A 22,823-nucleotide genomic window follows, 5' to 3' on the forward strand; every position below is an offset into this window, starting at 1 on the left:
TTATTACTTAATTAAATATTTAGCAAAGCCACCTTCTGTATCTCCTAAATATTCGATATTACTACCTGCAGGAATGACTTTTTGCGCATCCTTAGCAGAGTTGTAAATGATTTTCGTATTTGCTGGGAACGGTACAAATGACCAGTTGTTATCCGCAGCAGGATTAATTGTTTTATTTTCCATAACGTAATCAATGACAGCTTGGCGATTTTCATAAGCATAGTTTGTTATATTAGAGCCATCTGTATTTTTAAATGTGGTACCATAAGAACCACCCACGCGGTAATTGTTCGTAATGATGATAAATTCTTGATTTAAATCGATTGGTTTACCGTTGTATTGTACGTTTTTAATACGATTTGCTTTTTCATCTACCAGAATACCTCGACTATCATATTTCGCCGGAGATGTTACATCGATTTGATATGTTAAACCATCTAATACGTCAAAATTGTAAGAACGTGCCTCTGGGTCAATAATATTTTGTTCTTCAGTTTTATTTGGATCAATTGTTGCAAAAATACCAGCAGCCATTTCTAACCATTCAACTGCTTGTGCACCTGTTACTTTAATCGTTGCAACCGTATTATCGTAATAATAAATGTCTGCCATATTTTTAATCGCAAGCGGACCTACAGGAATGTTCGTGTAATCTGAAGGGTTGTTACGAGACCCTGCTTTGAAAGGTGCACCAGCAGAAAGAATTGGTGTGTTTTCATCAGCGGTACCTTTTAATTCTTTCTCAATAAACCATTTTTGAGCTTGTGTCACAATTTGAATAGAAGGGTCATCTTGAACCATTGAGAAGTAGCTATGGATTGGTGCAGTTGTCTCACCAACAGGCTGACGTATATACTTCAACGTACCTTCATGCGCTTCTTTAATTACATTTAAAACTGTTTTAGATGGTTGTAAGCCTTCTTGTTTGATAGAACGGATAGAACCCTGTCCATCCACTACAACCCATTTAGAGCCTTGTTGTTCTAGTTTTAAATCAATGACTCCAAGATAGCTACCATAGCTTCCTGCCATAACAGTAGGCACACCGTTAATTGTCCCTTTTTCTTGATCAACATTTTTAAGATTTTTATAGTCACCTGGGAATGTTAAATGAGAGTGACCAGTAATTAAAGCGTCGACCCCCTCAATCTCAGAGATTTGATATCCAACGTTTTCGTTACCTTTTACGTAAGAATCCTCACCAATACCTGAGTGTGAAAGTACTACAATTACGTCTGCACCTGCTTTTTGCATTTCTGGTACAACCTCTTTCACCGCTTCAACTGGTTCTTGCATTTCTACTTTGCCTGCTAAATGAACAGCATCCCATTCAACAATTTTCGTAGGTACGATACCTGTAACGCCAACTTTAAGTGTGTGCTTTTTACCTTTATTGTCTACAACCTCTTTATCAAGAATTACATAAGGTGTATACATACGCTCTTTCGTTTTAGCGTCGTATGTGTTTGCATTTACAACTGGATATTTTGCATCATTTAATACTTCATCTAAAAACTCTAAACCATAGTTGAACTCATGGTTCCCTAAAGTTCCACCATCATATTTCAGTGCATTTAGTGCTGCAATAGCTGGATGAACTTCACCTGGTTTTAAAACGCTCTCCAATGCTTTATAAGATCCTAGTGGCGTTCCTTGAATTAAATCGCCATTATCAAATAATAATGTGTTTGGATTCTCAGTACGGGCTTGTTCAATTAATGTTGCTGTGTTTGCTAAACCTATATCAGCTGATTCAGTATCTAAAAAATAATTATAATTTGCAAGGTTTGTATGAATATCTGTTGTTCCTAAAATTTGAAGATCTACATTAGTTGTAGATGTAGGTAATTTGTATTCGGCTACAAAGCGTTCAATAATACTTTGCATTTGTTCAGTTGTGACATAGTCATCAGGACGAATTGTGTTATCTTCAAACCCTTGTAATATGTTTGCAGCAACGGCATTTGCTATATCTTGCTTATGTGTTGTTGCAACTTTATCTACATCTTTAAACTGATCTAATACAGAAAGTGGAGCGTTTTCATTGACTAATCCACGAGCAGAAATAACAAATGCTTGTTGACGTGTCAATTTATCATTTGGATCAAACAATGTCGCAGTTTTACCTTTAATAAGCTTCAATTCTACTGCTTTTTCTACATACGGGGCTAAATCCTTAGAGACATCAGTGAAGGCAATTTTAGAACCATCACCTAGCTCTACATTTAAGCTTTCTACTAATTCTTTCACATAATCCCCACGTGTTACATCGTTTGATGCAGCATTTGCGGATAGTCCAAATGGTAAGACCGCGAATAGAACAAGTAACATCGCCAAGAATTTAGTCATTAATTTCTTATTCATGAAACACCCTCCTTAAAAATCTAATATTTTCCTACAATTTCTATTATATTATACTAATTGCTTTATTTACTGAACGAATAGTCCTAATTGTATGTATTTTTAACCAAATAACAAAACACTTTACTCGAAAACGATAGATTACTATCATTTCACCAATATGATGTTATTAAATGTAAATCAAGAATAAGCGCATAATATCAATATTTTAGTCCTCCTCAGCATTACCATACCTCTATGAAAGAAATAAAAAAAGTCCTCTCAAATTAGAGAGAACTTTTATTAAAAATTAATTTATTATGCATTTACAGTTTGTAAAGATTGGGCAACTTTTTTAACCGCTTCTAGGCCATTTGCAATAATTTCTTGTGCTTTATCTTGTGACGCGTTATGGCCTTCAATGATAACCTCTTCGATAATTTCCATACCGAACATGCCAACAACGTTTTTGATGTAGTTAACTGACATTTCCATTGGTTGTGCTTCAGGTGCTGAATAGTAACCACCACGAGCATTTAAGATAACAACTTTTTTGTCACCCATTAAGCCTTCTAATTGACCGTTTTCATTATATTTAAATGTATAACCAGCTTGGAATACATAGTCGATGAAAGTTTGTAATTTCGCTGGGATTGTTAAGTTCCAAAGTGGGAAAGCAAATACAACAACATCAGCTGCAGTTAAAGCATCCATAGCTTTTTGTTTTGCTGCTAAAAGACGTGATTCAACGTCAGTTAACGCTTCACCGTTTTGTACTTTACCAAAAGCATTGAAAAGATCTTGACCGAAATAAGGCATATCTTCTGCGAATACGTCAAAAGTCGTTACATCTACACCTTGTACATTTTCCATAAATGTGTCATACATTTTTGTTGAAATACCATCTGGACGGTTGTTTGCTTTTACTACTAATACATTCATTATATAAATTCTCCCTTAAAATCAAAGTTTAATATCTCGAATTCAAGATATATAAGTATATTAAAAAAATTTACGAAAAAAGTCAACGCTAGTAGACTCAGACTTTTGACCGAAATGTAATTGATTCAAATTTACCCCATAACGTAAAGTTTCTTTCCATTCCGACCGAGCGCTTTCCTGGGGGCGTCCGATGAGCCGCTTCAGGGTCTCATCTATGACGCTATGATTTGACTCCAAGGAGTCGCCCAGCCTCCATTCCAATCAACTTCGCCACACGATATGCGTTTAACAAAGGTCATCCCCTTTTGATCTATGTGTTAGGTTGTTTTGGAGTGTGAAATGAACTTCCCCGAGCTTCTTCGAGTATTCTGTAAGGGAACCCAACCTTTTCGAGGTCCTTACCTGAGTGTCGTTATAGTCAGATCAGCTTCTATTATTTCTTACCTTTCTCCATCAGAATTAAAATTTACAACTATCATCGGTACAAACTCCACCATCTTCAGAGCCTGCCATCTTTAATCCTGGTTGTATGCCTTCTTCCTCAGCAACTTTACGTAAAGTTTCTTCAAATACTTCTTGAGGTTGTGCCCCAGAAATACCGTACTTACGATTTAACACAAAGAACGGTACCCCTCTTACGCCAAGCTGTAGCCCTTCTTGTATATCTGTCTCTACGTCTATTTTAAAATCATCGTTAGATAGAACCTTTGCAACTTCATCACGGTTCAGACCTACTTGCACAGCAATATCGATTAATACATCGTCCTGACCAATACGCTTTACTTCAATAAAATAACTGTATAATAGTGCTTCGACAAGTGCTGTAACATCCCCTTGCTTTTCTGCCCATTTTACTAGACGATGCGCTTTTAATGTATTTTCCTCCATTGAATTATCAAAGTTATACTCTAGACCAACTTCTTTAGCGCGAGCAGCAACACCTTGCGTCATTTCCTTCGCTTTTTCTAACGACATTCCATACTTTTTCGCCAATGCTTCATACGTAGACACATTAGTATCCACAGGTGTTGTTGGGTCAAGTTGATAGCTTTTATAAACAAGCTCTACCTGCCCTGCAAAACCCATATCCTGAATCGCCTGCTCTAGTTGCTTTTTACCAATATAACAAAATGGACATACATAATCTGACCAGATTTCAATTTTCATAGGTAGTCACGCTCCTTTTGCTACATTGTAGCGATAGTAAATACAGCAAGGCAATTTTTATGCTTCATTGCATAAATTTTCAAATCAATCTACATACTGAACGTAAAAACAATGTGAGGGTTATGTATGACACAATCTCTTTGGCTCGGAACAATTGATCCCGTCTCGCTACCATCGCTTCCTGCATCAACAACTTGTGATGTATGTATAATCGGTGGAGGATTGACGGGACTATATACAGCATATGTCTTAGCAAAATCGGGAGTAGAGGTGGTCTTACTTGAGGCAAATTCCCATATCGGTCATGGTACGACTGGTAATTCAACAGGAAAATTAACTGCTCAGCATAGCTTAGTTTATGCCAACCTTATTGAAAAACTTTCTGTAGATGAGGCACGACTCTATTATCAGTTAAACCAAATAGCTGTAGAGAAAGCATTACAGTTACTCCCTAAAGAAAGTATTCAACAAGTAGATTCCTTGCTTTATTGCCAAACAAAAGAAGGTTATGCCCAATTATTAAAAGAATGGAATGCCTATAAAGTATTAAATATTAAGGCGAAAATCACTTCTGATACAGAGCTTCCCTTCCCAGTTACAAAAGCGCTTAGCATGTCCCAGCAAGCTCAAATACATCCAGTAGAAGTTTGTAATTTCCTTGTAAAAGAAGCATTATCAATGGGTGCAAAAATCTACACAAATACCCGTGTTCAGCAATTAAACATACCTCAGAATAGCTTACATACCGCAAATAATATGTCGGTTCAATACAACAAGCTTATTTTGTGCACACACTATCCAATCGAAGCCTTTAGAGGACTTCAGCTTTTTAAACTTTCTAATAGTCGCTCCTATATGGTTGCTAGCAAAATTACCGATACACTACAAGGTCAATATTTATGCGTAGATAATCCTACTCGCTCTATTCGGACGGCTACCATTAACGGCGAGCACTATTTAGTATTAGGTGGAGCTAATCATATTGCAGGTGAAACGACTAATACGGAGCCCTATTATGAGGCCATTCAAAATGAAATGAAGGCGCATTTCGATCAGGAGGCAATCTATCGCTGGTCAGCGCAGGACATTGAAACACCTGATATGGTCCCTTATGTTGGCAGGATTACACCATCCTTGCCTAATGTTTTCATTGCAACTGGCTATCGAAAATGGGGAATTTCCAATTCTTTTGTAGCGGGAGATATCCTATCATCCCTAATAACAGGAGCTGGGAATGAGGATGGTGCCATTCCTCTTTACTCGCCGGCACGTACGAAATTCGGGGCACAGTTTATGCAGATGCTAAAGGTAGGAGGCTTTGTAGCTAAGGAGTTCGTGACTGGTTATGTGAAACATGCTAATACACCAACTTGCACGCATTTAGGCTGTAAAACAAAATGGAATGAAGCCGACGAAACATGGGATTGCCCTTGTCATGGCTCTCGTTTTAATGCCAAAGGAGAAGTTCTTGAAGGTCCTGCTGTACACCCATTAAAACTAGATTAAAAAGGGGCTGGGACTGAACTCGATTATTTTGATAAATAGCGAAAATAGATAATAACTTTTTTGCTTCAACAAGTAAAGTGTTCCTTCCTAAATCAAAAAAAATGTTAGACCGAAATACAATCGGTCTAACATTTTTTCTTTTTGTCCCAGCATCTTTTTATTATTTCAATGCATCAGTTAAAACTGGAACGATTTGTTTTTTACGGGATACAACACCCGGTAAAAGAACGCGATTATTCACAAGCTCCGCGCCAAATCCTTTTGCTGCAGCCTCAGCTACTTGTCCAACTGCAACGGCTGTTGAATCATTGTTTAAAATATCTGTTACAACAAAGAAGAATAAACCTAAGCCATTTTCCGCTACATTTTTATTTAATAAAATTTCTAATTCTTCTTGGCGACCAAGTACATCGTTAATATCGACAGCATTTACTTGAGCTACTACAGATTTATATTCACCGAATTGAAATTCTTTTGCATCTAATGATAAAAGATCTTCTAATGATTTATCTGAAAGGTCAGCACCTGCTTTAAGCATTGCTAAACCGTATTCAGCAGCATCAACACCTGCAATTTTCGCTAGCTCCTCACCAGCTTTTACATCTTGCTCAGTGCAAGTTGGAGATTTGAATAATAATGTATCAGAAACAATAGCAGAAAGCATTAATCCAGCAATGTTTGCAGGAATTGCTACGCCATGTTCTTTGAAGATTTTGTTTAGAATTGTTGCAGTACAGCCTACAGGTTCTGCACGGTAGTATAGTGGATCTGCCGTTTGGAAGTTGGCAATACGGTGATGATCAATGACCTCTGTAATTTGTACCTCTTCAATGCCGTCAGCAGATTGCTGGAATTCATTGTGGTCTACAAGGATTACTTTTTCTGCTTCTCCAACTACTGATGAAATTAAACGAGGTGCTTCAAAGCCAAATTTATCTAAAGCAAATTGAGTTTCGTTATTTACTTCTCCAAGGCGTACCGCTTCAGCATCAACGCCAATTTGCTGTTTTAAATATGCATATACAATTGCAGATGTAATTGTGTCTGTATCTGGATTTTTATGACCAAAAACTAAAACTTTACTCATTGAATTTATTCCTCCTGAATGGCAATAACATTTATATTTTATTTTATCATACCTTATGAGCAAACATGATATAAAGTGAAAGTTTATCTATAAAGGATCTACTACCAATATACAAATCAATGATGCCTCAGCATAATTGCGTCCGGAATCGGCTTTGTGCTTTGGCCGGCAGATGTTTTTTTGCGCGAAAGCCTAGCGTCAGCGGCAGATGTTTTTTGCACGAAAGCGAAGCGACAGCAACAAGGTTTTATCTGTGCGAAAGTGCAGCGACAACAACAACAAAAGCGGCTCGCCGGACGCCCCGAGGAAAGTGCATAGTCGGAACGGAAATCAACCTCACTTCACGGAACGGAACCAAAAATTACCTGTTACCACTAATTCTGGGTTATTATTGAATTTAATATATTTATCTGTTAATAACATCCTATTTATAACACTTAATAATAATAATACGTAGTTTATAAAAAATATTTGCTATAAGTAGATATATAGTTGTGTTTTTATATTTAAGAAACCATAATTTTATGCTATTATCAGGTAGTCTATATATATATTAGGATATACAGGAAATGGGGATCACGATGACAAAGAAGATGGAAAAAAAGTATATTCCTTTAGCAAATTATTTTGAAGTAGCTTTACAACAAGAAATTACTTTATCATTTAGCGAACTCGAAAATATTATGGGACAAGCCTTGCCAAATGCCGCTTACTTGAATAGGAGCTGGTGGAAGAAAACAAAGCCCCCTCTCTCTCACTATTTGTCATGGACAAATGCAGGCTACTATGTCATTGATGTTAAACTCGGTACCAGTGTATCTTTCTCGCGTACACAAATGAAGACTACGAGTAATATTTCTAAAGATGACGAAAACCCATCTGCATACATAATTCGAGCAATTGAAGCATCAGATGCCAGATCATTTATTCATTTGCAAGAAGAAATTTTCCAAGAAACTGACTTCATGTATAACATGGAAAATGAATTAGACCTTACAGTTCAACAACTTCGTAAAGATTTAAGCACTTGGAAACAATTAAAAAACCGTACAATTTTACTTTGTATATTAAATGGTAATTTTGCTGGTTATGCCGTTATCCATGGATATAAACATTCTAAAGCTAAGCATGTTGCATCAATCCGCCTAGCTGTTAAGGAAGAGCATCAACGACAAGGTATTGGTTCAGAGCTGATGAAGGCAGTTGAACAATGGTCTAAACAGCGGGATATTTCGCGCTTAGAAGTATCTGTTATGGAACATAATGATTGTGCTTTACATCTGTTTAAAAAACTAGGTTTTGAGCAAGAAGGTATTCGACAAAACGCTATTAAATTAAATGATACCTTTATTAACGAATATAGCTTAAGTAAAATTTTATAAGCTTCTTTTTCAAGGATGTCTAAAAACTTTTTTGGACATCTTTTTTATGTGTAGCGTAAATAAAACGCATAGATTAGTATTTTACGGTTTCTACGCGTTGTAAAATGTTTAGAAAACTTGCTTCTCTCTTGCTGCATCTAAGAATAACAAATTATTTTCTAATTGCTCATATGATTGCTGATATTTCTCATATTGTGCTTTATCCTGACTAACCATTTCCTCAATTAGCGCATGTAAAAACGAAAATAATACTGGAATAACATCCAATGAAGATTGCTTTTTCAGACCAAGTGTAAATAATGCACTTGCATATTCCCGAATAGAAGACAACGCCGAACCAGTAATAGCAATAATTTTAGCCTTTTTCTTCTTGGCAATTTCTACAATCGTTTGAACGTCGTTTGAATGCTTGTCCCCTATCAAAACTATTAATGTCGTCTGCTCTCCCATGCTGTTAATTTGCTGTACAATATCGTCGGATTCTGAGCGAAGCTGTTTTACATTTGGACGTAAAGTTTTCATTGTAGACGATAACCAATTTGCTATGGACGCAGCTTGACGAGTACCTAAAATATAAACGTTCTCTGCTTCATGCATCCATTTCGAGCTTTTTTGGAGCATATTATCGTTAATCAAATGAATCGTATCTTGAATATTTTGAATATCGCGTTGCATCACCTTCCCAAAACTCGGAATATTCCGCTTACTTGAAAAATATGTAGGTTGAAGATTCTCACCACCATTTTGAGTCATTAAATAGCTTCTAACCTTGTCTTGAAGCTCTACATAGCCCATCAAATCCATTGCATAACAAAAACGAATAACTGTTGATTCACTAACATTCGCCTGTCTACCAACTTCTGCTGCTCCATTACCAATTACAACTGTAGGGTTACTCATAACAAATTGTGCAACTTTACGCTGGCCTTTCGACAGCCTAACAAATCTTCTTTTTATTTCTTCATTTATGCTCATTTCTAACAACCTTTCTTTCAATGAAATTATCACGAACGGAGATTGTTTCCTACTGACTCTAAATTCGGATCAATTATACCTCGGCATAATTGTTGCTGTCGCTTCGCTTTCGCACAGTAAACATTTGTTGCTGTCGCTTCGCTTTCGCACAGTAAACATTTGTTGCTGTCGCTTTGCTTTCACTACAGATAAACAATGAATCTGGAATCGGCTGGAGGCTTTAACTTCTTTCATCGGGTGTTTGGACATCTGTACCTGTCGCTACAGAAAACAATTGCTGAAAGAAGTTAAAAATACAGTATCACGATTACAATCTGAATACAACGACTTTTCTGAAAAATCTTCAATGCTTTAACTCGCTAATGTGAAAAAGACAAAAAATCGTTCTATTTTCTTAATCAAAGTTAATTGATAAATCACCCTTATAAGTCGAGGGTTGATTTCCGCTGCGACTGTAAGCTTTCCTAACGAAACTCGCTCCAGGTTACGTCTGTAGCCATGGTGATCACCAATAAATCCCTGACCTGTACTCCAATCAATTGACCCACTTGCTATACGTTTTAACCAAATGTCATCCCCATTTTCAGTGACGAACCTTATTGTGTGATTTTAACAGATTTTTAAAAATATTTGTATAAAAATTAATAACTCTTAATTTTTATGTAAATTAATTGATAAAAATGTCTTGGATTATAGTTCATCCAAGACATGATTATTTTTGTTATTCTAATTCAATTTGTTTCGTTTCTCGACCTAAGAATATTACCCCAACAACACCGATAATAATCGCTCCACAGAAAATAGCAAAGATAAAGCCAATATCATAACCTGCTGTTAATAAAGAGCCTACTAACAAAGGTCCAAAAATACCACCGATGCGCCCAACAGCCGCTGCCATTCCTGCACCCGTTCCACGGATAATTGCTGGATACTGCTCTGGTGTATAAGCATAAAGCGCACCCCATGCCCCTAAGTTAAAGAACGATAAAAACATCCCAGATGTTAATAGCACTACTAGTGTTTCCGCATTACCAAAAATGAACGCACTTACTGCTGTACCAATTAAATAAGAAACAAGTACAAACTTCCGTCCGAATTTTTCTATAAACCAAGCAGCTGTAAAATAACCTGGTAGCTGCGCAAGCGTCATAATGAGAACATATTTAAAGCTCGTAATCATATCAAAGCCTTTACCAACCATAACACTCGGTAGCCATAAAAACATACCGTAATACGAGAAAACAACCGTAAACCATAACACCCATAACATAAGTGTCGAGCGTAAATATTTTTTCGACCATACTTCTCGAATATTTTGCATAACACTACGTTTCTTAGACTCAGCCTTTACTGTAAATTGTGGTGAATCTGGCAAGTTCCAACGAAGATAAATTGCATATATTGCTGGAATTGCCGTTAACAATAAAGCACTACGCCATCCCCACGAAGGAATAACAAAATACGAAATCAATGCAGCGATTAACCATCCTGCCGCCCAGAAACTTTCTAGCAAAACAACTACTCGCCCACGCTCTTTGGCTTCTACACTCTCAGAAACTAACGTCGATGCGACTGGCAATTCTCCCCCTAGCCCCATGCCTACTAAAAAGCGTAGTGTCATAAAAGCAGCTAATGTAGTGGTAAATGCAGATAAGCCACTTGCGATCGAAAATAATACAAGCGTCCACATAAAAATTTGCTTACGTCCCACTTTATCGGCTAGTACGCCGAAAACAAGAGCTCCTACAGCCATTCCAATTGAGTTTATGCTACCTATCCAACCCGACTGACTTGGCGTTAATCCCCAATCAACTGCTAAAGCTGCAATAACGAATGATAATATTCCTACGTCCATTGCATCAAAAAGCCAGCCTACCCCCGCTACCCCCAAAAGCTTTTTGCGAGAAATAGATTGTTGAAATTTATCCGTTGATACTGTATTTATCGTCATTTTAACCACCTGTCTTTACACTTGACTTTACACTATGAGTTTACTATACAGTTGTTTCAAGAAAGTGACAAGCGAAAATTCAAATTACCGAATTGTTTAGACAATTTCCGAAATTCTATTGAAAACATGTGGCAATTTGCGTTAAAATGTCTTTTATACAAAAACAACTGTTCTTTCTATAAGAACAAAAGGAGATCGTAAACGTTATGTGGAAAGGCCTAATTGAAGAATATAAACAATTTTTACCCGTAACAGAAAATACACCTGCTCTAACTTTAAACGAAGGCAATACGCCTCTTATACATCTAGTAAATCTATCTAAAAAACTAGGCATTGAGCTTTATGGAAAAATCGAAGGTGCAAATCCAACCGGTTCATTTAAAGACCGTGGTATGGTGTTTGCCGTTGCAAAAGCGATTGAAGAAGGTAGCAAATGCGTTATTTGTGCTTCAACTGGTAACACATCCGCCGCAGCAGCAGCTTATGCAACACGCGCTGGAATCCAGTCCATAGTCGTTATCCCTAAAGGAAAAGTAGCCCTAGGTAAGCTAGCCCAAGCAACAATGTATGGTGCAAAGATTATCGAAATCGACGGTAATTTTGATGATGCATTAAATATTGTCCGCCAAGTAAGCGAAACAACTCCTGTGGCACTTGTAAACTCTGTGAATCCATTCCGCATCGAGGGGCAAAAAACGGCGTCATTTGAAATTGTAGATGCTTTAGGAAAAGCTCCAGACTATCTTTGCATCCCTGTTGGTAACGCAGGTAACATTACTGCGTACTGGAAAGGCTTTAAAGAATACGATGCTGCAAAAGACTCTGGTTTACCAAAAATGTTCGGCTTTGAAGCTGAAGGTGCAGCAGCAATTGTAAAAGGTGAACCTATTGCTAATCCTGAGACAGTGGCAACAGCTATTCGTATCGGTAATCCTGCAAGTTGGAAATTTGCAGAAGCAGCTCGCGATGAGTCTGGTGGAATTATTGATTCGGTTACAGACGAAGAAATTTTAGCTGCTTACAAATTAATTGCTGGCACTGAAGGAATTTTCGTTGAACCAGGTTCAGCTGCATCATTAGCAGGCGTTATTAAATCAGTTGAAAATGGCAAGATTGCGAAGGGCTCTAAAGTTGTGACAATTTTCACGGGTAATGGATTGAAAGATCCTGATACTGCCATGAATGTCTCGACTGTAGATGTTGTTTCACTTAAAAACGATGAGGAAGAAATTCGAAAATACATCGAGGATGTACTATGAGTAACATGTGGGAAATCACGGTTCCTGGGAGCACAGCCAATCTAGGCCCTGGTTTTGATTCAATAGGTCTTGGCTTATCTCTTTACTTAAAGTTAACCGTGTCTTTACAGGATAGTTGGGAAATTATCCACCTCGATGATAATGGTCCTAAAGAGTTTGAGCTGGAAGAGCACTTACTATACGTGATTGCTAAAAAAATTGCGGATCAATACGGTAAGCCACTACCTGCTTGTCGTGTTGAAATGGCAAGTGAGCTTCCTTTAGCCCGTGGTTTAGGGAGCAGTGCAGCGGTCATCGTTGCAGGAATTGAACTAGCTAACCAAGTCTGTGACTTAGGCTTAACTTTACAGGATAAACTCAATTTATCCTCACAAATCGAAGGACATCCAGACAATGCAACAGCCTCGGTATTAGGGGGATTAACAATTTCCTCAATGGATGAAAATGGCGTTGTTGATACATTTCATGTCAACGATCTAGATGCTTCCTTTGTTGTGTATGTGCCCGGTGTCGAACTAAAAACAAGTGAATCCCGTTCTGTTTTACCAGAACAATTTGACCGTACATATGCAGTGAGGGCCTCTGCAAATGCCAATATGCTAGCGGCATCATTAATGGTTCGTGATTTTGAGCGTGCAGGTCGTTATATGGAAGCTGATTTATTCCACGAACCTTTCCGTGCCAATTTAATTCCACAATATACAGAAATTCATGCCGCAGCAAAGGTTAATGGGGCATTTGGAACAGCTTTAAGTGGAGCGGGACCAACACTGATTTCTATCATCCCTACTGCTATAGCGCAAGATTTCGTAATTGCCATGAAAAATCAATTTCCAGAGCATGAAATTATCTTAACAAAAGCCGATGAATATGGTGTACAGGTAAAATTTGAACGTCTACTGCAAAAGTAGACGTTTTTTCTTGAAGGAGGAAGTAGCTTGAAACCAATTATTTTCTGTGATTTTGATGGCACTATAACAGAAACCGATAACATCGTCTCACTAATGACTCAATTCGTTCCAGAGGAATCTGAGAAAATTGCTAAAGCAATGATGGAACAAACTATAACCTTTAAAGATGGCGTTTCAGCAATGTTCGAGCTATTATCAACTAAACAAAAGGATGCTGTGATCCAATATTTATTGGATACGGCCATTATACGTGAGGGCTTTGTCGATTTCGTTCGTTATGCACAAGAGAACCATATTCCGTTTTATATTGTTAGTGGCGGTGTGGATTTTTTCATTGAGCCACTATTAAAAAAATACGGTCCATTTTCCGGTATATATTGTAACCGTGCTGATTTTTCCGGACAGCAAATTAAGCTCATTTTTCCAAATAGCTGTGATGAAGAATGCACGAAATTTGAGACACAGGGTTGCGGTTGCTGCAAGCCAAGTGTTATGCGAAAAGTTGCACAGGGTAATCATTTTAAAATCGTAATCGGAGATTCACTTTCTGATTTTGAGGCTGCAAAACAGGCAGATTTAGTACTTGCTAGGGATCATCTTATTAAACGCTGTAAAGATCTTCATCTTCCTTATAAACCATTTGAAACATTCTATGATTGCTTAGAAGCTGTAAAAAAGCTTATAGAAGCAGATAATGCCGTTTCAATGTGATGGTTTTAGCCTTCGTTCCTCTATTGCTAATCCCCAAGGAGTCGCCCAGTCGGAACGGAAATCAACTTATAAAATTGGCATACGTTTTAACAAATGTCATCCACAACATTTGGTGATTAGCCAGAAATAAGGGCGGTATGTTCATAAGTGCCGCTCTTATTTCTATATAACAAAGGGAACCATCTTTAATTAGATGGCTCCCATTCAAAGTCATGATTTATTTTTCACTTTAAAAAGTCTCTTCCGACGTTCATACCAAATAACACAAATGATAAACCACGTATAACCCATACTCCATCCAGCCAATACATCTGAAGCAAAATGGCGGGCTCCAGCTACTCGAGACAAGCCAATAAATACAGTTAAAACAATTGCCCCAAGCCAAAGCAATGTCTTACGTCCCTTGCTATTGTTCTCCGAAAAAATATAAGCTATTGTAAATAAATACAAAATACCGGTCATAGCATGTCCAGAAGGAAAGCTAAAGGATGTTAATTGTTCTTCAATCTCAGGTCTTGGCCGCTGCACCCATTTTTTCAATAATTGGTTAAGTACATTTCCACCTGCAACCGTTAACAAAACAAATAATATACCTCGGTTATTTTTTACCTTCCACACTAAATACACTATTAAGACTATAGCTACAGACACTACAAATGCCGGTTCTCCTATATAGTGAAAAAATTCTATAAAACGCTTACCGAAAAATAAATCAGCCATTTTTGTATCAAAAGTCTTGATTAATTCACTTTGAAAAGTAACTCGTAACACAAAAAAGTTAATGAGCGTTAATACCGCTAAAGGATAAGCCCAATTTTTCATATAATACTTCACCTCAAAACAATATGCTGTTATATTTTTCACATCATATCATATTTAAGTCAACTAGAGGTGAAGTTGGCTTCTCCCAACGTAAAGTTATACGGACACCAAGGAGTTAGGTACAAGATTATTTGCCCGTAAATGTCCGATTGGTAAATCTTTATCTAACCCAGTGTGCCCCCTCTTTCTTGGGGTAGGACAAATGTTTTTCCTTCTGCCTTATTAAAATAATTTGAAAGAGCTAATGCAACGATAAATAAGATTGCAACGATAGGTATTATTTTTCTAAACAAAATATACACTTCCTCATCTTCAGTTTAAATTATTTTAATAATACTGGATCGAATAACCAATCCTTCGGCCCAAAGTTTTTATCCTTCTCTCCTCTTACTTCACGAGATATATTGTTTTTAATAATTAATTCTCTAAACTTTCTACTGAACAAAGTCTTTCGATATAAGTATCTACCGTCATGACTCCATTCTGCTGATAAGAAAACATCATTTTCTATATTGGTTATATCTTTACGATTATAAATATCCGGACCATTGATTACCCCACTTAATCCACAACGACATGGAGGTTGCTCTGTCGCAAAATACAATTTAACTCTTTCAGCGCTACTCTCTGGTAATACTTGTGTCGGTATAATTTGAAAAGCTTTTTGCTTCCCTTCTTTCGGTCCTTGATGAATAACTTCTAACAGTTCGTAGCCTTTAATATCCTCTTGTTTCATTAATGTCGCTAATTCCTGTGAAGCAACCCAATATCCGCTCACATGAACTAGATGACGGTCTTTCATTTCTGTTGTATCTATCACTAATGGAGAAAGCTGCTCTTTTTCCATTAATCCGCAATGCTGGCAATGGGTGTTTATAGAAAATAAAGTTCCTCTATCATCTATAAACATATCAGGTGAGTTACCAGTTGAGTTTAATGTGAACAATGGTGCTTTCTCATATTCGCTATCCGAAAAGTCAAAGTAAAAACGTTCTCCGATTGAAACAATTCCTAATTCGTGTTCCAATGATTTGTATAGCGCTGCTACATGTTCATATGTTACGTCTTCATTTAATGTGAAAATAGGATTAAAAGATGCCTTTAAATTTCTTTTTCTTATTTTGGGTGCACCTATAAAAATACCATAGCGATTATAAACATTAATAACTTGATCTTGACTAGATTCATCTATAGAAAATAAATTTTCAAGTTCTACTTTCAAAATACACGCCTACCTTTATATAAAGTTTTATGGTGAAGTACGTTGACTAGCTAGTAACTTTAAAAAAATCTACAATCTCTACTTTCTTCATAGATAGCCAGGCTCTTATTTTAAACGAAATCTTATATAGTATTACCTACTATAGCAAATCTACTTAACCACGATTGTCTTAAGCGTACCAGTACTTACACCGACATTTCAACGTTGGGTTTACGCCAATTTTTTGGCGGTCTTTAGCCCAATTTCCGGCGTGATTTGGCGGACATAGAAAAAACACCGCCATAACTTGGCGGTGTTATGAAAAATTATAGGTGTTTAGAATTAAGGTTTAGGTATAATTAACCAAGTAAAAATATGGTATTATAAAACCATCCAAACTCTCCCTTTTTATTGAAGAATATACCAACGAAAGTTAGTATAGCATACAGACTATCTATAGTAAATTCATTCTTTCTGCAAGATTTACTGCCTCTGTCCGCGAATCTACATTCAACAAAGAAAACAGCTGAGTTAAATATCTTTCGGTTGTTCTTTGAGGAATATTTAACTCTATAGCAATTGCTTTATTCGTATGTCCTTCCGCAATCAGTCTTAAAATTTTCTTTTCTTTTTCATTCAAGTGAATATCGAGTTTTGCATCCTGCAATTTAAATTTATTATCGAGAAAATCCAAGAAATTTTGAGGTAAAACAATTTCACCATTTGCAATGGCTCGAACAGTTCGTAAGATTTGCTCCTTAGATGCTGTTTTAGCTAAAATACCTTCTATTTTCCGTTCTAAAATAAGAGGATAATAATCAGTTATATCATCACCAGTATAAAGAATAATTGAAGCATTTGACTGGATAGCTTTAATGTTTCGTCCTAAATTAATGCCATTTTCTAACGGCATATTTATATCAATTAAGTAGATATCATATGGTCTGTTTTTAATTCTCTGTATGACATGAGTTGCATCACTTTCTGTATCAACTATAATATCTTCATTTTCTTGAAATAAATTTTTTGTTCCCTCTAAAACAATAGGGTGATCATCCACTATGAGCATCGTAATCAAGTGTATCACTTCCTTCTTTTACTGTAATTCTAATAGACATTCCTTCACCAACCTGCGTATCGATGCAAAACTGCCCTTTAAATGCCTTTACACGCTCCTGCATACCTTGAATTCCCATCGAATCTGCGAGAATAATATCATCAATATTACAGCCTACACCATCATCCTTATAGATGATTTCGAAACCATCGCCCATTTCCTGCAAATGAATTTCAACTGTTGTTGCATAAGAATGTTTTAAAGCATTGTTGAGTAATTCTTGAAATAATCGATAAATCATTAAATTCATACGCTCATCCTCTAAATAAAGACGATCTATCGTATAAATTAACACAAAACTAGATCTTTCTATTACTTTGCGAATTAGCTTTTCTAATGCAGCGTTTAACCCTAGAGTATCTAATAATGGGGGCTTCAAATTTTCACAATAAGCTCTTAAATCATGTAAAGATGTAACCATCTGCTGATGTATTTTCGCAAGTTTCGGCTGGATATCTGGTGCACCTTTCATATTGACTAGGACATCAACCTCCCGGGCAATATGGAGTTGCTCTTGCAAATTTGTATCATGTAACTCTTGAGCTAATTGATATTTTTCCTCTTCAAACCTTAACCATAATAATTTGCTTAACCAAGGTAATTGACTATCATCTGCTTGCCTCATATGCTTTAGTTCCTCTAACAGCTCTTCTACCATCTTTGTATTTTCAATAAAATTATTTACATACAATAAGAGCAATTCAAGCCATAGAAGCTCTTCATCTTTTAAATGAATTGAATTATTATGTCCCAATACTAATGTTCTTTTATAATGAGCATCTTGATGGAGGAAGGCTAGATACACTTGGTCAATTTTTTTAATTTCCCCCAATTTCAAATCTTCCATTAACATTGGATTAATCGAAATATTTCCCTCAACCGCTGATGTAAATTGCTTTGTGTCATAGTCATAAGTTAAGACAAATACGTGTTCGAGCTCAAGATGCAGAGAAACCTCTTGAGCAAATTTCTCTAGAAGCTCATCTATTTTGATAATTTTACCTATTTTATCCACCGCTGTATATAACTGATGTATATAATCCCCTTTAGTCGAAAATAAGATTTTTCGTTTCCGATAATCGACTTTCTCTTTTATGTAAAAAAGAACAACTAACGATAGAAAAGTAAAGAATGAAACACCCGATATTACGCTCATTGTTAAATATTTTCCTGCAATCCAATACAATCCAACTATAAACCATAAAGTAAATATCAATGAAAAGATTACATAATAACGAAGTCTTGTAATATGGTATTCAATATCAAATAATCGTTCTGCTAACTGTGTAAAAATGAAACTAAACGGAATTAACAATAAAAATAGAGCACTAATTTCAGCAGAAAGTATATATCGATGGAAGAAAATGTATGGGAGCGCATATAGAAAAAGGAAAGGCAGAAACGGAATCATTATACTAATTAATAAAATTTTTAACTGAGGCGATTTATATTTGAAATAGCTTAGCGATAAAATACTAAGTATGATAATAAGGAAAACGAAGAACATAGCTAGTACAATATTCGAAAGTAAATTATTAATAGCAGGGTAAATAACGCCAATACCGCCCAATATCATCCCTATCACAGGGAGTATATAAAATAATTTTATATTATTAGAAAGCAACCAATTTGTTTTTAAAAATGTGTAATAATTCCTTAAGAAGTGGAGTAATAACACTAAGCATAGTAACATGCTACAACGGTTAACGATTACACCTATGCTATTTAGGCTTCCTGATGCACCAATGCTTACATAAGCCATGGAAACAGTGAGCATAAATAAAATAAGTAAACATAAAAGAGATGTATTCTTTTGTTTGAAATATAAGTAAAACACAATAATTAATGTTAAAAAAAAGTAACAAGAAGGTATTACCAATATGTAATGAAAATATTGCTTTAGTAAATCAAATCGACTAATGCTCACATCAATTATTTGTCCGTTAGGCTTCATAATTGTTATCAAGCTTGCCGTACGTAATAAATGATCATGTTTTACATTAGGGACATCCTTTGTATGAATGTTATTTACACTTAAAATAACATCTCCTTCAGAAATTCGAATTCCATCCTCTAATTGTTTATTGTACGAACTAGTTACTACCCATTCCCCATTCTCTTCTTTTAAATCTATACCCAAATAATGCTTGCTGTAAGTAATATACAATAGGTAAGATCCTAGCAATATGTAAATACTTACAGCAAGCATAAACCATATACGTTTAATTATTTTTAGTTCCAAAATCCACTTTCTAAGCGTACATCTTCATCAAACGAATCAAGTATCGCTCTTTGCTCCATAGCTGAAACTCCAATTAATGAAGCTTTTTGTTCTTTTAAGAGTGCAACTAAGTCTGGGTTTTTTTCTAGATGTTGAATTACATTAATCATATTAATCTCTCCTCAATTCATTAGTTTTTTTAGGTAATCTTTACATACTTCATTTATAGCTACATTTTCAAGAGTATCGAATGCTTTAAACTTGTAAACATTCTTAATAGTAATTGCATAGCGTATTGCGCCACCATTTGTCAACTCGTTTTTAGTAGCATTATTATCCAAAAATGCACCTATATCGTCATTATAATAGTTTATAACAGATTTTGAAATATCATTTTTTTGCGATAGTAGATAAATAATAGGCAATGAGTATCTTTTATTTAGCAAATCATTTTTAGGTCCCCAAGTTTTTAAACCTTGAATATCGTTTTTTATTTGTTGGATAATACCTATGTATTTCCCATATTCCTCAACTTCAGAAGATGTCTCTCCTTTTGCAAGCACTTCGCCAATTAAGCAACCCATTGCTGTTAAAGAACCCGACTTTTGTTCAATCATTTGTATATATGATTGCTCATCCCTACAAGTATTGAGTAAATCTAGTTGCTGACCGTTTATACTTCGTAATGCATAATCCTCTAGTATTTGAATAGCAGTACTTTTGTGTTCAAAGGAAGTCTCACGTATAGTTCTAGAAGCCATAACTAGCATAGCTAAAGCAGTATTTAATGATAGTTCGGGTGTTTTAGTCCAACTGTAGTCTGAATCCTTGTCCTGCAAGTCGTCGATAATATCAAACGATAAAATTAAAAGTTCGATAGCTGCGGCAGCTTTATAAATGTCCTCGTTCAAACAATCTGTAAATGCTTCATAATGCCAATAACAAAGCTTACCAAATGAATAACCAACTGCCTTTTTCTCTTCTTTAAAATTTTTTAGCATCGACCGTAGTTCATGACCTATCAATGTCTCGTTTTCAATTAGAATGTCCAATGCTTCATTAATTTGTTCGTCAAGCTCGTGCAATAGTCCTCTCCTCCCTTAAACATATTATTAAATATTATACAGATTAATGGGAAATAATACTAGACACCGAAATTACAAGGGAATATTTTACATAAATCATTAGCACAATATACCGCCAAAAAGTGGCGGTATTTGCGGAAAGCACGCCATTTCTTTATTTAGAAATAGTAAAATAAGTGGCGGTGTTATATTATTGACCGCCATTTTTTGGCGTAAACTCACCATTGAAATGGCGTCCTCACTGATGATACGCTTACATTAAGCTAAGATAAATTTGTATTCTGTTCGTCTACTAATCTTTGAGTTATAAGGTTCATTAGAAATGAGATCGTATGCTATGTATATAAGTTGATTGGAGAGAAGACTGGGCGGCTTCTCGGTATTAGAGTCACATTGAACGCCTATTCAGAACGGAAATCCCCTACGTTTATCGTGATGTGCCATTTTCGTTTAAGCTATTAACAAGGGAATTCTCGAAACACTGGGAGTGATTGAAATGAAAAATGAAGTAACTGAAAACGTTTTAATACTTACAGCTAATTTTTCCTGTACAATTTTTGTCTCTGAAGAAGAAATCACTATTAAAAAACCTTCGAAAGAACAACAATATATTGAACAAATTATTATTGATGCCGAACAACAGGTTTTTAAAGAAACATTAGCAGAGTATAAAAGCAAATCTACATTTTCAAATTTTATTTGCAATATTCCTGGATTTGAAGATACTTTTCAGCAAAGGTTGGACAGTTTTATTGAACAATACGGAATTATAAGAGTATCTGAAGAAAGCCTGCCTATGTTGCCTTTAATAAGTCCATTTACTTCCGAGTTAAACATACATACGCCTGTACTATATATGTCACCAAGCTTTAATATCATAAATGCAAGAGGCAATTGCTCTAGCGCTTCGTCAATTGGAAATGCTATTAAAATTGGAGAAACAGTCGGCCTACCTGTATATCTTCATAATCCTGAAGTAGAAATGGCAATGTCCTCTTCAGGGAAATTTACTGCTGTAAAAGAAGCAAATTGGGCACCCAAAAAATCAGCCGCCAATTTTACCGGTATTTCCATTAGTGACAATGGTATTTCTTTTAATATTTCTACAGCATTTAATGTATGGAATAGAACGTCCATTAAGCATTAATATTAGACTGGATATGGGGTATGGCACAGGTATAGTTATGTGCCTCGCCTCCCTTCCTTAAAATCGTTCTTTATGCCATTTTAATAGGTCGCATTGATGGTTTTTCCGTCGCTCTAACTTCTATCCGACACTCTGGCGCTTCTTTCCATCACTTTGACCTTTCTTTCCATCGCTTTGGCGGTTCTTTCCGTCGTTCTAGCCATTCCTTCCATCGCCCTGACTTCTATCCGTCGCTTTGATCTTTCTTTCCGTCGCTTTGGCGGTTCTTTCCGTCACTTTCGCCTTTCTTTCCGTCGTTCTAACCATTCCTTCCATCGCCCTGACTTCTATCCGTCGCTTTGGCGGTTCTTTCCGTCGCTTTGATCTTTCTTTCCGTCGCTTTGACTGTTCTATCCGTCGTTCTAACCATTCCTTCCACCGCCCTGACTTCTATCCGACACTCTGGCGCTTCTTTCCGTCACTTTGACCTTTCTTTCCGTCGCTCTGATCTTTCTTTCCATCGCTCCAGCCTTTCTATCCGTCGCTTTGACTTCTATCTATCCCTCGGACTTCTATCCGTCACCTTCGCACCTCTATCCTCCACTTTGACTATCTATCATTTATTTCTATCAGGCAATGCAATGATTCTAGTCCTATTCATAAGAAAAAAGGTGCCTCAAATGAACTTTGAGACACCTCTGATTATTAACCTTTTACATAATAAACTTCTTGGCCACTTTCGATGATATGATCAGGCTTCGGTTTACCAGCATTTGCTTTATGACCAGCAATATGTTCGGGACTCTTCTCCCAGTTTTTCCATGCTTCTTCTGATTCCCAACGAACCACAATTAGCACTTCTTCATCACCACGTCGTACTTTTTTTACAAGCACTTGCTTATCAACAAAGCCCGGCTGTTGTTCAAGCAATGATGGACCATCTTTTTTTGCACCAAAACGCTCAACGACTTTATCCGAATTCCCTTCCGTAACGACAATACGTTTAATTTGTACAAACAT

Annotated in this window: 20 protein-coding genes; 6 read left to right on the forward strand and 14 right to left on the reverse strand. The window is 36.3% G+C overall.

Features of this window, described 5'->3' with window-relative positions; all coding sequences use genetic code 11:
- Positions 1–3: 3 nt before the first annotated feature.
- The 3 genes from ACQKOG_RS04920 to ACQKOG_RS04930 all read right to left on the reverse strand — a co-directional run bounded on the left by ACQKOG_RS04920 (position 4) and on the right by ACQKOG_RS04930 (position 4,449).
- On the reverse strand, positions 4–2,364 hold the full coding sequence (locus ACQKOG_RS04920; RefSeq protein WP_370080001.1) for a bifunctional 2',3'-cyclic-nucleotide 2'-phosphodiesterase/3'-nucleotidase: 2,361 nt from the start codon (positions 2,362–2,364) through the stop codon (positions 4–6).
- A 294-nt stretch (positions 2,365–2,658) separates the two neighbouring features.
- On the reverse strand, positions 2,659–3,282 hold the full coding sequence (locus tag ACQKOG_RS04925) for an FMN-dependent NADH-azoreductase (RefSeq protein ID WP_370080003.1): 624 nt from the start codon (positions 3,280–3,282) through the stop codon (positions 2,659–2,661).
- A 459-nt stretch (positions 3,283–3,741) separates the two neighbouring features.
- The gene (locus ACQKOG_RS04930; RefSeq protein WP_427445364.1) at positions 3,742–4,449 is read right to left on the reverse strand and encodes a DsbA family oxidoreductase; all 708 of its coding nucleotides are present in this window, start codon (positions 4,447–4,449) and stop codon (positions 3,742–3,744) included.
- A gap of 126 nt (positions 4,450–4,575) precedes the next feature.
- Here ACQKOG_RS04930 and ACQKOG_RS04935 point away from each other — a divergent pair, with 126 nt between their 5' ends.
- Positions 4,576–5,955, forward strand: coding sequence for an FAD-dependent oxidoreductase (locus tag ACQKOG_RS04935; RefSeq protein ID WP_370080007.1), 1,380 nt, complete (start codon positions 4,576–4,578; stop codon positions 5,953–5,955).
- Positions 5,956–6,115: 160 nt separating this feature from the next.
- Here the strand turns inward: ACQKOG_RS04935 and ACQKOG_RS04940 are convergent, their stop codons facing one another.
- Complete coding sequence (locus ACQKOG_RS04940) at positions 6,116–7,042, reverse strand: manganese-dependent inorganic pyrophosphatase (protein ID WP_402870178.1); 927 nt, start codon at positions 7,040–7,042, stop codon at positions 6,116–6,118.
- 581 nt (positions 7,043–7,623) lie between these two features.
- Between ACQKOG_RS04940 and ACQKOG_RS04945 the strand changes: the two genes are divergently transcribed.
- The gene (locus tag ACQKOG_RS04945) at positions 7,624–8,424 is read left to right on the forward strand and encodes a GNAT family N-acetyltransferase (protein WP_370080011.1); all 801 of its coding nucleotides are present in this window, start codon (positions 7,624–7,626) and stop codon (positions 8,422–8,424) included.
- 108 nt (positions 8,425–8,532) lie between these two features.
- Here the strand turns inward: ACQKOG_RS04945 and ACQKOG_RS04950 are convergent, their stop codons facing one another.
- Together ACQKOG_RS04950 and ACQKOG_RS04955 are read right to left on the reverse strand one after the other, a co-directional pair.
- On the reverse strand, positions 8,533–9,399 hold the full coding sequence (locus ACQKOG_RS04950) for a MurR/RpiR family transcriptional regulator (protein WP_370080013.1): 867 nt from the start codon (positions 9,397–9,399) through the stop codon (positions 8,533–8,535).
- 721 nt (positions 9,400–10,120) lie between these two features.
- Positions 10,121–11,350, reverse strand: a complete 1,230-nt coding sequence (locus ACQKOG_RS04955; protein WP_370080015.1) for an MFS transporter — start codon at positions 11,348–11,350, stop codon at positions 10,121–10,123.
- Positions 11,351–11,556: 206 nt separating this feature from the next.
- On the opposite strand from ACQKOG_RS04955, the gene thrC reads away from it, so the two are divergent.
- From thrC to ACQKOG_RS04970, 3 genes are read left to right on the forward strand one after another with little or no spacing between them, the layout of a single operon-like run.
- The gene (thrC, locus tag ACQKOG_RS04960; RefSeq protein WP_370080016.1) at positions 11,557–12,609 is read left to right on the forward strand and encodes a threonine synthase; all 1,053 of its coding nucleotides are present in this window, start codon (positions 11,557–11,559) and stop codon (positions 12,607–12,609) included.
- Entirely contained in the window at positions 12,606–13,520 is a 915-nt protein-coding gene (gene thrB / locus ACQKOG_RS04965; protein ID WP_370080018.1) for a homoserine kinase, read from the forward strand. The genes thrC and thrB overlap by 4 nt, the downstream gene beginning before the upstream one ends.
- A 27-nt stretch (positions 13,521–13,547) precedes the next feature.
- Entirely contained in the window at positions 13,548–14,231 is a 684-nt protein-coding gene (locus ACQKOG_RS04970) for a 2-hydroxy-3-keto-5-methylthiopentenyl-1-phosphate phosphatase (protein WP_370080020.1), read from the forward strand.
- 210 nt (positions 14,232–14,441) lie between these two features.
- Here the strand turns inward: ACQKOG_RS04970 and ACQKOG_RS04975 are convergent, their stop codons facing one another.
- The 7 genes from ACQKOG_RS04975 to ACQKOG_RS05005 form a co-directional block, all read right to left on the reverse strand.
- The gene (locus tag ACQKOG_RS04975) at positions 14,442–15,053 is read right to left on the reverse strand and encodes a phosphatase PAP2 family protein (RefSeq protein WP_370080022.1); all 612 of its coding nucleotides are present in this window, start codon (positions 15,051–15,053) and stop codon (positions 14,442–14,444) included.
- Positions 15,054–15,217: 164 nt separating this feature from the next.
- Positions 15,218–15,346 carry a hypothetical protein gene (locus tag ACQKOG_RS04980; protein ID WP_370080108.1) on the reverse strand — a complete coding sequence of 43 codons (129 nt, stop codon included), beginning with the start codon at positions 15,344–15,346 and terminating at the stop codon, positions 15,218–15,220.
- A gap of 29 nt (positions 15,347–15,375) precedes the next feature.
- Positions 15,376–16,275 carry a hypothetical protein gene (locus tag ACQKOG_RS04985; RefSeq protein WP_402870172.1) on the reverse strand — a complete coding sequence of 300 codons (900 nt, stop codon included), beginning with the start codon at positions 16,273–16,275 and terminating at the stop codon, positions 15,376–15,378.
- Positions 16,276–16,708: 433 nt separating this feature from the next.
- A complete protein-coding gene (locus ACQKOG_RS04990; RefSeq protein WP_370080104.1) occupies positions 16,709–17,323 on the reverse strand; it encodes a response regulator in 615 nt (204 codons plus the stop codon).
- Positions 17,307–19,580: an ATP-binding protein gene (locus ACQKOG_RS04995; protein WP_427445630.1), complete on the reverse strand. Its 2,274-nt coding sequence runs from the start codon at positions 19,578–19,580 to the stop codon at positions 17,307–17,309. Before ACQKOG_RS04995 ends, ACQKOG_RS04990 begins: the two co-directional genes overlap by 17 nt.
- 23 nt (positions 19,581–19,603) lie before the next feature.
- Positions 19,604–19,762, reverse strand: a complete 159-nt coding sequence (gene comX / locus ACQKOG_RS05000; protein ID WP_370080026.1) for a competence pheromone ComX — start codon at positions 19,760–19,762, stop codon at positions 19,604–19,606.
- A 12-nt stretch (positions 19,763–19,774) separates the two neighbouring features.
- Positions 19,775–20,677 carry a polyprenyl synthetase family protein gene (locus tag ACQKOG_RS05005; protein ID WP_427445373.1) on the reverse strand — a complete coding sequence of 301 codons (903 nt, stop codon included), beginning with the start codon at positions 20,675–20,677 and terminating at the stop codon, positions 19,775–19,777.
- Positions 20,678–21,173: 496 nt separating this feature from the next.
- On the opposite strand from ACQKOG_RS05005, the gene ACQKOG_RS05010 reads away from it, so the two are divergent.
- Positions 21,174–21,824, forward strand: coding sequence for a hypothetical protein (locus tag ACQKOG_RS05010; protein WP_370080030.1), 651 nt, complete (start codon positions 21,174–21,176; stop codon positions 21,822–21,824).
- A 684-nt stretch (positions 21,825–22,508) separates the two neighbouring features.
- Here ACQKOG_RS05010 and ACQKOG_RS05015 read toward each other — a convergent pair.
- A complete protein-coding gene (locus ACQKOG_RS05015) occupies positions 22,509–22,823 on the reverse strand; it encodes an antibiotic biosynthesis monooxygenase family protein (protein WP_370080036.1) in 315 nt (104 codons plus the stop codon).

It is taken from the genome of Lysinibacillus sp. NPDC093216, from assembly GCF_050280325.1.
Taxonomy (GTDB): domain Bacteria; phylum Bacillota; class Bacilli; order Bacillales_A; family Planococcaceae; genus Lysinibacillus.